The sequence below is a fragment of the Gluconobacter sp. P1D12_c genome (assembly GCF_018812105.1).
Taxonomy (GTDB): Bacteria; Pseudomonadota; Alphaproteobacteria; order Acetobacterales; family Acetobacteraceae; genus Gluconobacter; species Gluconobacter oxydans_A.
Genome location: NZ_JACSIQ010000015.1, coordinates 16,900 through 30,106, shown reverse-complemented (window position 1 = coordinate 30,106; position 13,207 = coordinate 16,900). Strand labels below are relative to the sequence as shown.

Below are 13,207 nucleotides of genomic sequence, written 5' to 3'. Positions count from 1 at the left end.
TTTTCTGATCTTCGACAGTCTGGCGCTTGCGCCATTTCGCAACGGTTTTCGGGTTGATCCCGAACTCCTCGCTCAGCGCCGCGAGCGAAGCCTGCGATCGCTGTAGGGCTGCTCGCACGGCGTGCGTGGTCGTGGCGCTGCCATGACGTCTCTGTCCCATAAGGCTTCCTTCCACTCTCGTGAAAATACCACACCATCAAAACACGGGACTAAACACTTAAAATCAGCGGTTTTCTGCCGAAAAATCTATGTCCATTTTTTCGTATTATCGGACATAGGGTCGGACCTATGAAATCGTCCCTGCAAAACCCCGGGAGGGGAATTTTACCCCCGCACAGGCCTGTAATTCCTTATCGGTTTCGCGGCAGCTAGGGGGGAAGCGGACCTGCTGCTTACGCCTACATTCTGGCCATTTAACCGGGATGCGTGACTTTCCGAAAGCGGACATAGTTTGGGATCTGTGCTCTTCACATCCTCGGCCTTGAACTCACGGCTGAACTGCCATCTGACCCTGCAACACCTCTTACCTTAAGTACGGTCGGCACTGATCGTTGACGCATCTGGGAATGATACGAGGATGCGGCACGCCCTCATCGCGCGCCTCGACTGGATCACGAAGATGCCGTCCAGTTTCCGCCAGCCGGCGCTGAGAGGCACCATCTCAGGTGTCCAGAGCCCTTAACTTGAGTGGGGAAGATCGACGCAGGCAGCCATTGCCTCCTGCGTCGGCTCGTCAGATTGGTATGGCGCAGCCCTTCTTCATCTAAGTAACTGGTCACGTAACACCCGACGATCAGCGACAGCGCCCCGTTGTCCCCACGACGTCCTTGAGATCTAACCGTTTAAACGGGCCGTGTGCCGCGTCACATACCGTTAATCTCAACGTTTCTCTGATAAGAGTGCTCACTATCAAGGCGCGCCCGTCGCACTTTGAGGGAATTAAGCTCTTTCCTAACAATGTGGCCATACCTATGTGGGTCTGTATCAACTATCTGCGTTATGATGGCCAACTCACTCCGCATATCCTCTAGGACATCCAGGTTATTGCCGATATCATCTAATGATAGCGGTATAACGTTGATGTTCTGAAGCGTGGATTTTACCGCTGATAGTCGCCTCATAACACCATCCGCTTCGTCAGGCTTCGCCAGCTTCATCAGAAGATTTTGGCCGTTTTGTTTGATTTCGTCCGCCGCGGAAAACGATATCTTCCAGCTCTTCTCAGCTCGTTCTATTGTATGAGTGGCGACATGCTTGAGCCATATCTTCTCCTGATCGGGATTTACAACTGCGAACACGACAGGAACTCTATGATCTATCCAATATTCTCGGTGCTGCTCATCAAAATATCGAATAAACTCGTCTTTGTTATCCTCGGCTCTCGTCGTTTTAATCTGAACCGCCACATATGCTCCAGTGGCAGCCCGCTGGCTGTCCACTAGCTCGATAGTGGCATCAATGCCAACGTCCGGTCCGGTATTTAGTCGACAAATATGACCCAGGTCACGTGTTATCCGAAGGCCGAAATAATGGATGCCGATCTGGTCCGTTGTGTTGTTCGCGGTGAATTGCATCTTCTGGCCACTTTCGTATTTTCTGCGGCATGGTAGCAGATCGTTTCTTTTTAGTGCCTGAACCACAAAGGTCCTGCCCGCAATCGCGAGCGCTATCGCCGCGACCAGAAAAAACAGTCTTGGCCCACTCCCGACACGCTCCGTAAAGCCCGAAAGCTAACCTTACATTAAGAACATCGAGACAGGCCACGCAACCACGCTCGCCATCACGACCGGCCCGAGATAGGCGACCAGAACCGAAACTCCGGCTCCGGCCCCAATCCGCCGCCAATCGCGCCCGCGCTTCAACCCCATGAACCCGGACCTGCCAACCCGTGTCCTGCGATTGCACATAGGTGGTTATGGATCGCTAGGAAAACCAGCGCCTTGGGAGGATAACCGGCCCCCGTCATTCTTGGATCCGCCGTCACAGCGATCACGGCAAGCTCACGCAACTGATTAAGCACGTGCGCAGGTTCAAGATCCTGCGAACGGTGCATGCGATTGTCAAGAGTTTCGATGTCATACACGCCCCGAAGAAGGGACAGGCCAGATCCTGGCAATAGGAACGACGGAATATGAAAAAAGGAAGTCTGATCGAAAGGCAGTTCGGGGTCTATGATATTCTGAAAATCGTTAGGATGATACTCATCCTAACGGTAGTCTAGATTTGCAACAGTGCCAAACTATCATTAATCACAGGAACGAGGGTGATAGCATCTTGTTCGCCCAAAGTCTTAACGAGGCAACAAGCAGGTATTACTAGAATAGTAAAATCACAATAGCCAATGTTTGTTAAGGTCAAATTTTCTTGAAATATCATCCTAAAAAAGCGTCTCCCAATGGAAAAAATAGTATTCCCTCTGGTCGAGAAGAGATATCTGATCATTTAGAGGGAGTAATTAGAAAGCAAATACAATTATTTTCGTTCAAAAACGTCTTTTCGTGGACGGAGAGATTTTTTAAAATTCTATCATGGTTAATTTACACATCTTTAATGAAAAAGATTTTCGATGTAACAAAAATAAATATTTTTCATTACCTATACATTATCTCGTGTGGATTCCTTCTGTTATTGACCTGGTCAGCCGTCACCAATATAATAGATAATTTAGCAAAAAACAAAAAAGGAATTAAAATAATATTTACTGAAATGGTGGTATGGGCGATGATTGCATCAAGCATAATTCCATATAGCGAGAAAATAAATAGCTATATCGATATTATTATAACGGCTTTTAAAAATTCTAAATAGTAGGTGGTTATTTGAAAATTACTTAGGTTTAGCGCGTATCCTGCGATGCCCTGCCGCAAAGTTTATCACTCCGTTCGAAATCGCTGCCGATATTTGCGTGACGTATGGCGAATGAGCGATTTTAAGGGGCGGCATTTCGGAGTGAGATGGTATTGCCGCTACAGGATCAGCTACCCGGATTTCGAAACCATGCTGGCCGATCGCGGCGTCGGCGTCGATCACTCTACGGTCTACAGCTGGGCGCAGTGATATGCGCCCAAGATCGAAAAGCGCCTTCGCTTGTACTGGAAACGCCCTCATGCCAGACATCCAAACAGTTATGATGGGTGCTCAAAAGCCGACATCGTGAGGCGCGCTGCAATAGACCACTTTTGGGACAAACACGACTGTCGGCTTCGGAGCGCGACAACGTTGCGTTAGAACGTGCTGACTTTCTTTCGCGCGAGCTTAGCTGCCGTTCACACCATCAGATCTAACCATTGGATAGCTGCACACATTCATATCCAGCTACAGGCTCAACCGACCGCAATTAGGCTTAGGAGATCAATCCCGATTGATCCATATGCAGAAATTGATGCAGTCAACACTTGAGTTTATTCATGTTAGGAGTGTGCTGTTTATTTTGGGTGTGTAACATGCAAATTGAAGATGGTTCGATCCGCCTAAGCGCTACCGATTTGGTGGGATATCTCAACTGTCGGCACTTAACCCAATTGGAGTACGCGGTAGCGTGCGGTGAACTTGCGCGCCCAAAATTCTTCGATCCAGCTCTCGAATCTCTCTGGGAGCGCGGGAAGCAGCACGAATTGGCTTATGTGGACCATCTGCGCGCCCAAGATCTTTCCTGCGTTGTGATTGAGGGGGTGGACGTCAGCGAAGAAGCCGTTGCTCAAACCATCGCCGCCATGCGAGCGGGCGTTGACGTGATCGTTCAGGGCGCGCTGCGAGGTGGATCGTGGGCTGGCCGTACCGACATTCTACAGCGCGTCGATACGCCAAGCGACCTCGGCGATTGGTCCTATGAAGCCACCGACACCAAGCTCGCCCGGGAAACGAAAGGCGGCACCGTTCTTCAGCTATGCCTCTACTCCGAGCTCATCGGCAAAGTGCAAGGCACAATGCCGGTTTTCGCCAGCGTCATCCCGCCCTGGACCGACTTTGAGCACGAGCGGTATCGGCTTGCCGACTTCACCGCTTATCATCGCCAGGTGAAGCTGGGATTGCTTGGAGCGATCGGAACAGACAGGCCCGGACAGACCTACCCGGAGCCTACGTCAAACTGTGATATCTGCAATTGGAGCACCCGCTGCAACAAGCAACGCCGGGATGACGATCACCTTTGCCTCGTGGCCAGCATCTCCTCGATGCAGATCGCAGAGCTCAAGGATCACGGCGTCACGACGGCAACGGCGCTCGCGGAACTGCCGCTGCCCCTGCAATGGAAGCCGGAGCGTGGCTCGAAAGAATCTCTGACCCGCATCCGCGAGCAGGCTAGGATTCAGCTTGAAACCAAAGCAAGTGGCGAACTGCGATACGAACTGCTGGCGCCGGTGGCAGGTTTCGGCCTCAATTGCCTACCTGAGCCTTGCGAAGGCGATGTCTTTCTCGACTTCGAGGGGGATTCCTTTGTTGGCCAGCATGGGTTGGAATATCTCCTGGGCTTCCAATTCCACGAAAAGGGTGAGCCGCAATACTGCAGGCTTTGGGCACTTGACCGTGCCGGCGAGAAGGCAGCCTTCGAGACATTCATCGATTTCGTGCTCGAGCGTAAGAAAATCTACCCGCAGCTCCATGTGTACCACTACGGCGGATACGAGCCGGGCGCGCTGAAACGGTTGATGGGGCGGTATGGCACGCGCGAAGACGAACTGGATTCGCTGCTGCGTGGTCTTGTGTTTGTCGATTTGCTGAGCGTCGTACGCCATTCGCTGCGCGCGGGCGTGGAAAGCTATTCCATCAAGAAGCTAGAGCCGCTTTATGGCTATGTTCGAGACGCCAGCCTTCCCGATGCCAACCTGGCGCTAAACCGCCTGCAGATAAGCCTCGAACTAAACGACGCGATGGGAATTCTGCCGGAGGATAAGCAAACCGTCGAAGCCTACAATCGCGACGACTGTGTCTCGACCGAGGCTCTGCGCGATTGGCTGGAGGCCGAACGCTCCAAGCTTATCGGTCGGGGCGTCGATGTGATGAGACCGGAGCCATGTGAGAGTGGGCCCAGCAAAGGCCTTTCCGAATGGCTCGAGCGGATCACGCCGCTAATTGAGCAACTGACGGCAGACGTCCCTGTCGATCCGGAAGAGCGCAGCGCAGAGCAACATGCGCGTTGGCTTCTTGCCAATCTTCTCGAGTGGCATCGCCGTGAGGAAAAGGCGACTTGGTGGGAATATTTCCGTCTCAGCGACCTCTCCTCCGACGAGCTCATTGACGAGCGCGCCGGCCTCGCAGGTCTCACCTTCCTGAAAACGGTAGGCGGCACAGCCAAGTGCCCGATCGACCGCTACAGCTTCCCGGTTCAGGAAGCCGATATCCGCGCAGGTAAGGGGCTGAGAGCGCAGGGCGGCCAGACTTTGGGCACCGTTGAGGATATCTCAAGGGAACAGCGCACCATCGACATTAAGAAGGCCTCGACAATGGCCGACGAACATCCTGCCGCCGTCTTTGTGCATGAGCATGTGCCGTCCAAACCAATGCAGGAATCGCTGGTCAGATTGGCAACCCATGTTTGCGAGCATGGCATGACCGAAGGAGAAGCGTACCAAGCAGCGCGCGACATGCTGATGCGCGTCGCGCCGAGTATTGCAGACGGCAGCGCCGTTCGGCTCGACGGTGAAAAGCCCCTCGATGCGGGCGTGCGCATAGGCCCGCTCATCGCAGCAGGCGTGTTGCCTATTCAGGGGCCTCCTGGCACGGGCAAGACCCACATGGGTGGGCACATGATTTGCGAGCTTGTCCGGCAGGGCAAGAAAGTGGGGATCGTGGCCAATGGTCATGAGGTGATCCGTAACCTCTTGAATAAGGTCATAGAGATCGCCGAGGAGACCGATACTCCCCTGATCTGCATTCAAAAGCCGAAAGGCGGGTCCAAGGAGGACGCTACTGACCGGCTGCTGTTCGCGAAGAAGAGTAATGCGGAGATCTTCGCTGCGCTCAACGCGGATTGCAGCGTTGCAGGAGGAACTGCCTGGCTGTGGTCGACGGAGGATGCATTCGACAGTCTCGACGTTCTCTTTGTCGATGAGGCGGCACAGATGTCTCTGGCGAATGTGCTGGCCGTTTCACAGGCGGCAAAAACCTTGGTTCTGCTCGGAGATCCGCAGCAGCTCGACCAACCCATGCAAGGCAGCCATCCCGATGGCACCGGCTGCTCTGCGCTCGACCATCTGCTTTCGGGCAAGCAAACCATCGCATCCGACGAAGGTCTATTTCTCGACGTCACCTGGCGACTTCATCCGGATATCTGCGCGTTCACATCCGAGCTGTTTTACGAGGGCAAGCTTGGAGCGCAGGCAGACGCGGCCGGGCAGCGGGTGAACGCCAAGGGAATCGCCAATGGCACGGGTCTGAGGTTCCTTCCCGTTGAGCATTCCGGCAATCAGAATTGCTCGACCGAAGAATCTGACGTTATCGCAGAATTGGTCTCCGACATACTGGCACAGGGTGCGACCTGGATCGATCGTGAGGGGTACGAAAGGCCGCTCGGAATCGCAGACATACTCATCATCGCTCCGTACAATGCTCAGGTGTTCGAGATCCAACGTCGGCTACCTCAGGCGCGAATTGGAACTGTCGATAAGTTCCAAGGCCAAGAGGCGCCGATCTCGATCTATTCGCTCGCCAGCTCCTCACATGCCGATGCGCCGCGCGGGATGGAATTTCTGTACAGCCTGAACAGATTGAATGTTGCGACCTCACGCGCAAAATGCGTCACAATCCTTGTCGGGTCTCCGCAAGTTTTCCAGGCCGAATGCCGCACGCCTCGTCAGATGCAGCTCGCAAACGCATTTTGCCGATATATTGAGCTGAGCTCGCAACAATAACGGTCAGACGCTTTGACGCTCTTAGGCCGAGAATCGGTCAATGACAGATCATTAATCGGGCAGCTGGACCCACTGATCCGCGTCGCCTTCTCCTTCCAAGTCAGGTATGGAGCTTATCGAGACGACGACAGAAAATGCGATGGCCTGGATTATTGGGGGCATCCTGTTTGAAGTTCTCTGCGTAGGCGTCGATGTCCTGGATGAGTCCGAGTAGCATGTGGGCCGTAAAGGGCTGACCTGCCGATGTCTCGTAATGGGCGATGCAATTGGCGATGATCGACGTAGCATAGGTCTGTTTGATGGCGGCCTTTTGAGCCACGTCCAGCACACACTCTCCCGCTCTATCGTAAAGCGCTGTCGCGCGTGTGATGGCGTCGAAGTAGGTGGACAGGGTCCGGCTGTCGGGGCGCGTCGCATAGTCGGGCGGAACGGGTATCTCCAGCTTGGAAATGATGTAGCCCAACTTGTATTCAAGGTACTGGCGTACCAGCGGAGCGCCTATATCAACGCTTCCTTGACTGAGGAGATCGATGGCACGAGTTTTCAGACGATCGGCACCGTTGGCGCTAGTTTGGACCGCACCGGTTGGTGGCATGCCCTGTAGTTTCTGGTGATGCCATTCCTTTGTGCCACCGAGCCGATCGAAATATTTTTCCAGCACGCTGTCGTGGCTCAAGAGAATGAATTGAATGCCGTCGGCGTGGGCTCCGAACCGTAGATCGCGAAGCAACACGTCCATCAAGTTGTATTGGTGCCCGCCGTCGAAACTGGAGGTAATGTCGTCAAGCACCATAAACCGTGGTGCCCGCGAATGTTTGACCGCTGCGGAAAGGAAGATCGAAGCAGCAACGGCGTTGCGATAGCTTTCCGAGAGCACCGCGCGGGCGTTGATGTTCGTCTCGCCGTGGAAATCCGACAAGGTGAGGTCGATGTTTTCGCTCTTCTCGGCCCGAGAAAGGTGCGGTTTGAGGTTCGGTCCGCCGCGCATGATTCTCGGGAACAGCGCTTTATACGAATTTTCGATGTCTTTGAGACGCTCACCGGACAGCTTTGTCTCCGCATCAGCGAACGCCTTGTCGGCGGCCTTGATGAATTTCACCCAAAGATCGATTTTCGCCAGCGAATGTTGAGCATCGACCAATTTGACACTGACTTGGTCGAGCGTGACGAGTTCTTCCCGGAAGGTTTTGGCATTCTCGATGGCGCGAGCCGCTGCCGCGACTGAAGGCGGCAAACTCAATTCAAGCGCATGAATCTCGCTTTCGAGCGTAGAAACCTTTTCGTCCCGCAACGCGGTCAGGATCTCGACACGCGCTCTCACCTGCATGATATCGGCGGTTTTCACGCTGCCTGATTTCGCGGCGTTTATAAGTCCGGTAACAATATGCTCTTCGATTGGGACCGAGAGAGCGGCGGCACTTTCGAGTATGCTCAACAATTCGAGCGCTGTGCAACCAAGGCAGAATTTCGCTAATTCGGCTTCCAACTCCTTTACGGCGTCGTAGGCGGCGATTTTTTCGTCGACCTTGACCTTTAGCGACTGATCCTGCGGCAGATCGCAGACAGGGCAAGTGTCCTCGTGAGGCCATGCGGGAGTGCCGAGCACTTTGGAGGCGCCTTTTAGCAACGACAACAAGTCAGCATGTCCAACCTTGTCCAGCGCTTCGTCGCGCTCTTTGGCGGCAGCTTCCAGTGCGTTAAGCTGGATGGCGTGTTCCTCAGAGAACGAGAGCTCCCGGATGACGGCACGGTCCATCTGCATTTTTTGCAGCTTCAACCGATTGGTGCTGTCGGAGCTGTCCTCTAGGGCGGTGACCGCCGCCTTGTAATCGAAGTCCGCGACCGTCTTTCCTGTCATCACCTCTTTTAACGAGCCGATGTCGGTGAGTGCCTTGGTTACGGTGGCTTCAAGCGCGGACCGCTCATCTAGTTTGTCGATTGTTTGCCCGGTGAGCGCTTCGTAGGCCTCAATGATCTTGCGCTTCGCCTCGGCAACGCCGGACTTATGGGTCTCGATGGTGACGTTCAGCACCTTGATGCCAAGGTCGTTGCGGAGAGTGGCCGTATTATTAGCCCCTTCGATCGCCTGTCGCAGATTGGAGTACTGGCTAAGACCGATAAGCGCCGAAAACGAACGACCACGAAGCAAGGCAGTGTTTTCGATAAACCCGGCGAAGGTCTTGTAGTCCACTAGGACGAAATCTTCCTGCAGCGCTTGCAACAGGTGTTCGGGGTTTGCATGCCCCGAGGGGGAGGTGACGGTGCGGGTGCCGCTCGCATCGCGCGTCACCAAAACGGTTACGTCAGCTGAGCCATCATCTGGTCGCAGCTTCAGCTCGATCGTCGCTTTCTTGCCGGGATGGAAACGGTTGAGAACGTATCTTTCGCCTTGCTCGACGCCCTGCAGAGCGGTTAGCCGTGGAATCTCGCCATGAATTACGAACTGCAATGCCTCGAAGAGTGAAGTTTTACCCACGCCGTTGTTTGCGTAGACCGAGTTTACGCAGTCCGGTTTAAATTTCAGAATAAGTGGATCACCGCTGTTGTTGATGCCACGAAATCCCTCAACGGCCATCTGAACGAGGAAGTACCGGCTCATTCGGCCTCCTCCTTGGTCGGAAGCGCATCAAGTGCCTTCTTCACTTCCTTGTTGAAAAGCGTTCTGGCGTCGCGATCGGCACCATGTTTTATGAGAATGGCTATATTATCGAACAGGATTTTTGCGCAGTCCGCATCGATCCCTTCGCACGCAGCTTTGAACGCCTCAAGGTTCTCTTCAAACGATTTTTGTGCGTCAAACATAGTGTCTCCCCGTCGTGAAGCTATCATCCAATCCGACCTCAGGAAATCGTAAAAACGTGCGAGGTAGGCACCATTTTGAACAGATTATGACAGTCTTCACCCAATACGGAGCGGTCGTGCAATCTTAGGCATGCGCTGGCCAGCGGCTCGGCTCAAATTTTCGCTTTTGGCGATCACCCTAAGGGTAGCGCTGCGTGATGGAATTCTCGGAAAGCCTCAACAACCTCAGGATTGACGAAGGTAGTCATCGTCTGACCATCCTACGGGCGGGGCAGGACGCCGGCCGGTAACTGGCGATGCCAAAAGCGAGCTGCTTTGAACGAGACGACCAGCGCTCCGAAAGTGGGATAGACATGATCGGTGTGTGCTTCGTCGATGGTGACAAGAAGCCCGCTGATCTCGCAGGGTACGCGACCGTGTTCATCGCCATGCCTGACAAAAAACCGCCGCCTAGCGGCGTGCAAATCATCCATTACCATCGTACGGCATGCATCGGCAAATTCTGATGCTCGGGTTTGGGCGTGCCCTTCACGGCCCACAGAAAACTGAAGTCCGTCTCACTGCCATCGGTTCGCACCACCCAAAAGCCTTTGGTGGCGCCTCCAGTGCCCCAATTCATTCGCACATTAAAATAATCTACGCCGCAGCCGATCTTTGACTCTTCGTCGCGGTGAGCGGCATCGTAGCGAACAAGGAGCGCCAGCAGGTCGTCGTGGTCCTGCGCGTCGTCGATCGGCGTGCGGAGCGGATGGCGGTCACGGATTGCGCGGAAGTGATCCTCCGCCCCCTTCTGAGTTTTCCATTAGCGACTGTTTGACAGTCGCACGCGCTTCAGCGATCCGGAGGATGGAAACATTCCGTAAGCGGCAAAGAAGGGTCGATAGCTGTCATGAGCGTGAAGGCTGCGAATGGCAGCATTCAATCATTTCTTCCCGATAACCGACATTCCGCTTTCCCCTCCAAAGCGACATTTTTTGAATACCACCTGCCCTAAAACGCGCGCCCGGAATCTGTATGCATTTTCGCGCCAACGCCTAGCAAATGTCAGACTGTCTCGCTCAAAGATTGCACATCCTTCCCCCGACAAATCTTTGCTCTCGTAGCGCAAGCCTCACAGCCACCCGACCTCCCGGCATATCCCCAGAAGATGCGCGAGCTTTTGATTGAGCACGGCGCCCAGAACAATGACACCTTCCAGAATATGGGCCGCCTCACTCTCGGCTTTCAGACCATCGAGCCTGCTGCGGAGCAGATAATGCTCGAGCTCCACCAGTCGCACGACCTCATGCAACCCTGCGTGCAACTCTTCCAGTCGAGGGTCCCGGTGAGAGGACAGGGACAGGCCATGCGCATCGTCGGTCATGAAAACCCCTTGGACAGAACAGTCGGGATATGCGAGCATCCCGCGATGACCTACGAGGCTCCGCGTCACCGTTTGATGCAGAAACATACGTTTATTCGATTATATGTTCAAGCGTATTTTCGCCTAAATACAGACATCTCTGTTTCAGGATGTCTGCATGGCCCGATCACGCCCCCGAAAGCGCCCCCTTATGGATGACCAACTTACCCTCCTCCGCGAGCGCGGCGAGCGCCTGCGTCAAGCCGCCCAAAGCATCGGCATCACCCACGCCGCCAAGGCCGCAGGCGTCCCCTATACGACCCTGCGGGACTATATGGGCGGTAGTGAGATGAAGCTGTCCGCTGTCGCGTCCCTCGCCCGGGTTTGCGGCGTCTCCCTGGACTGGCTTGCTTTTGGCGTTGGTGATGCCCCCATCACAGCGGCTCATGTAGCATGCTCCTCTGAAGCCCCGACGCGTGGCGGCCACCAGACTGTCATCCCCTGGATCGATGATCGCGATGAGGGTCTGCGCGTCAGCAAAGCCTGGCTTGAAGCAACCGTCGCACGTGAGACGACCAGATTAAGACTGGTCAGCGTGACGGGCGATGCCATGACACCCACCCTGCGGGAGGGCGACCTCGCCATGATCGATACGGCCCGCGTCAACGTTCAGGGCGGTGCTGTCTTTGCCTTACGCGTCGAGGGCAATATCCTCATCCGTCGCCTTGAACGACGCCTGGGCGGCGGGATCCGCGCACTCGCCGATCATGATCGCTATCCCCCGCAGGATCTCTCACCAGACGAAGCGCAGGCCCTGACACTTCTGGGGGAAGTGATCTGGTCAGGCGGACCGCTGGTCAGTTAGGCTTGCCCAGGCAGATAGAAACGTCTTATGCGATTAATCGCACCATTCTATATACGAATAATCATTGACTAAGGCGACTCGTCGCCTATTATGGCCTGAGATTCACCGCCCTATCGGGTATCTCAGGAGGCCGCCATGTCCGTTATCCTCTCTCTCCCCTACCCGCTGACCGAGCTGTAACGCTCCTCCTGCCCTTTCGCCATTTCACGAGAGCATGCGGAACGTCTGTTTCGGAGAGCGTCATGGACCAGAAAGATATCGACTTCGAGAAGATCAAAGAGCGGCTTGTGCTCTTTGCACGGCGGCCTGAAGACCTCCTGATCGCCTCCGTGATCTGTGTCATTCTGGCCGGACTTCTGCCTTGTGCCCACCGCCATGTCGAACGCGATATGGCGTCCTATCAGCAGATTGGCTTCAGCGGCTTTCATGTTCTTGGCTTCCTGCTCTGGATCACGATTGCCGCCTTCGCAGCCTCCATCCTCAGCCGGGTACGGGCAAGCTTCAATGTCCCACGTCATTACTGCGATCGCGCCTGCTATGCGCTGTCCCTGTTTTGCCTGGTCAGGATCTACATCTTCCTGCAATCCGCCCAGACGACCACAAGCGGATTTTTCTTCTTCTTTTCGACCTTCCAGCTTTATTTCACGCCCGCCATCGGTGGTGTGTTTCTCCTGATCGCCCCGGCCCTGCTCTGGCGGGCCACGCATCTCGAGAACGAACAGGTGCAGGCGATCTCGCAGGATCAGACGCAGACGTCCCCGCCCGAAGGCCCTGACACCTGACCTGACGCTTTTCGACCCGTCAGATCTCAAAGACCCTGAGTTTCCAGACACAAGGATTGGCAGAGCCGGATCCTTCACAGGGCCTGCTGCCTGAACGCGCCCATACAGCCAAATGATCCGGTTTCGAAATGGTTTTCCTCATTTCTGTCGGACATAAGTAAAGGAACACACGCCCATGAACACACCCTCAAAATATCCCCTCGCACTGGCTGGTCTGCTGATGGTGGCAGGCTGCACACAGATGCAGCCCAATGACGCGATCGTGCCGCTTCAGGCGGCAACAGCACAGATGATCGGACTGGCCTCGTCCGATGAACTGACAGTCAGCAATGTTCAGGCCACCAGCCCCGACGGACTGGGCGGTCAGCAACTGTCCTATACAGCCACAACCGTGCGTGGACGTGTCTTTTCCTGCTCTGCGCTCATGACGCCAGGCCTGCTTACAGAACCCCCCAAAGTGTCAGCACCCCACTGCACGCCCGTCCTCGTCCATCAATGATCCGGCGCTGAACCGCGTCGGACGACGTCTGATGACATGCCTCCCCTGAGGCACGACGCCTTCACGCCC

Annotated in this window: 13 protein-coding genes and 2 pseudogenes; 8 read left to right on the top strand and 7 right to left on the bottom strand. The window is 54.9% G+C overall.

The window, feature by feature from the left end; translation table 11 throughout:
• The 3 genes and pseudogenes from KP705_RS13670 to KP705_RS13660 form a co-directional block, all read right to left on the bottom strand.
• Nucleotides 1-160: pseudogene (locus KP705_RS13670) on the bottom strand (helix-turn-helix domain-containing protein); the annotation flags it as partial.
• Between the two features lie 703 nt (nucleotides 161-863).
• Nucleotides 864-1,640 (bottom strand): DUF4365 domain-containing protein, encoded by a 777-nt coding sequence (locus tag KP705_RS13665; protein WP_215764658.1) that lies wholly within the window; start codon nucleotides 1,638-1,640, stop codon nucleotides 864-866.
• 218 nt (nucleotides 1,641-1,858) lie between these two features.
• Entirely contained in the window at nucleotides 1,859-2,053 is a 195-nt protein-coding gene (locus KP705_RS13660) for a hypothetical protein (protein ID WP_215764657.1), read from the bottom strand.
• Between the two features lie 311 nt (nucleotides 2,054-2,364).
• Here KP705_RS13660 and KP705_RS13655 point away from each other — a divergent pair, with 311 nt between their 5' ends.
• The 3 genes and pseudogenes from KP705_RS13655 (at nucleotide 2,365) to KP705_RS13650 (ending at nucleotide 6,848) form a co-directional block, all read left to right on the top strand.
• On the top strand, nucleotides 2,365-2,808 hold the full coding sequence (locus KP705_RS13655) for a hypothetical protein (RefSeq protein WP_215764656.1): 444 nt from the start codon (nucleotides 2,365-2,367) through the stop codon (nucleotides 2,806-2,808).
• Between the two features lie 111 nt (nucleotides 2,809-2,919).
• A pseudogene (locus KP705_RS20155) lies at nucleotides 2,920-3,054 on the top strand (IS6 family transposase); the annotation flags it as partial.
• 389 nt (nucleotides 3,055-3,443) lie between these two features.
• Nucleotides 3,444-6,848: a TM0106 family RecB-like putative nuclease gene (locus KP705_RS13650; RefSeq protein WP_215764655.1), complete on the top strand. Its 3,405-nt coding sequence runs from the start codon at nucleotides 3,444-3,446 to the stop codon at nucleotides 6,846-6,848.
• Nucleotides 6,849-6,948: 100 nt separating this feature from the next.
• Here KP705_RS13650 and KP705_RS13645 read toward each other — a convergent pair whose 3' ends face one another.
• Nucleotides 6,949-9,447: an ATP-binding protein gene (locus KP705_RS13645; protein ID WP_215764654.1), complete on the bottom strand. Its 2,499-nt coding sequence runs from the start codon at nucleotides 9,445-9,447 to the stop codon at nucleotides 6,949-6,951.
• On the bottom strand, nucleotides 9,444-9,650 hold the full coding sequence (locus tag KP705_RS13640) for a hypothetical protein (RefSeq protein WP_215764653.1): 207 nt from the start codon (nucleotides 9,648-9,650) through the stop codon (nucleotides 9,444-9,446). Before KP705_RS13640 ends, KP705_RS13645 begins: the two co-directional genes overlap by 4 nt.
• 353 nt (nucleotides 9,651-10,003) lie before the next feature.
• Here KP705_RS13640 and KP705_RS13635 point away from each other — a divergent pair, with 353 nt between their 5' ends.
• Entirely contained in the window at nucleotides 10,004-10,156 is a 153-nt protein-coding gene (locus KP705_RS13635; RefSeq protein WP_215764652.1) for a hypothetical protein, read from the top strand.
• Here the strand turns inward: KP705_RS13635 and KP705_RS21425 are convergent.
• The gene (locus KP705_RS21425; RefSeq protein WP_374195569.1) at nucleotides 10,123-10,353 is read right to left on the bottom strand and encodes a DCL family protein; all 231 of its coding nucleotides are present in this window, start codon (nucleotides 10,351-10,353) and stop codon (nucleotides 10,123-10,125) included. The genes KP705_RS13635 and KP705_RS21425 overlap by 34 nt on opposite strands.
• Here KP705_RS21425 and KP705_RS20150 point away from each other — a divergent pair.
• Nucleotides 10,321-10,467, top strand: coding sequence for a hypothetical protein (locus tag KP705_RS20150; RefSeq protein ID WP_252348400.1), 147 nt, complete (start codon nucleotides 10,321-10,323; stop codon nucleotides 10,465-10,467). The two genes, KP705_RS21425 and KP705_RS20150, sit on opposite strands and share 33 nt — an antisense overlap.
• Nucleotides 10,468-10,761: 294 nt before the next feature.
• On the opposite strand, the gene KP705_RS13625 is transcribed toward KP705_RS20150, so the two are convergent.
• Nucleotides 10,762-11,013: a hypothetical protein gene (locus tag KP705_RS13625; RefSeq protein ID WP_215764651.1), complete on the bottom strand. Its 252-nt coding sequence runs from the start codon at nucleotides 11,011-11,013 to the stop codon at nucleotides 10,762-10,764.
• A gap of 157 nt (nucleotides 11,014-11,170) precedes the next feature.
• Here KP705_RS13625 and KP705_RS13620 point away from each other — a divergent pair, with 157 nt between their 5' ends.
• From KP705_RS13620 to KP705_RS13610, 3 genes are all read left to right on the top strand, one after another.
• On the top strand, nucleotides 11,171-11,857 hold the full coding sequence (locus tag KP705_RS13620) for a LexA family transcriptional regulator (RefSeq protein WP_252348399.1): 687 nt from the start codon (nucleotides 11,171-11,173) through the stop codon (nucleotides 11,855-11,857).
• 242 nt (nucleotides 11,858-12,099) lie between these two features.
• Nucleotides 12,100-12,639, top strand: a complete 540-nt coding sequence (locus tag KP705_RS13615) for a hypothetical protein (RefSeq protein ID WP_215764650.1) — start codon at nucleotides 12,100-12,102, stop codon at nucleotides 12,637-12,639.
• 175 nt (nucleotides 12,640-12,814) lie between these two features.
• Entirely contained in the window at nucleotides 12,815-13,138 is a 324-nt protein-coding gene (locus tag KP705_RS13610) for a hypothetical protein (RefSeq protein WP_215764649.1), read from the top strand.
• Nucleotides 13,139-13,207 lie beyond the last annotated feature (69 nt).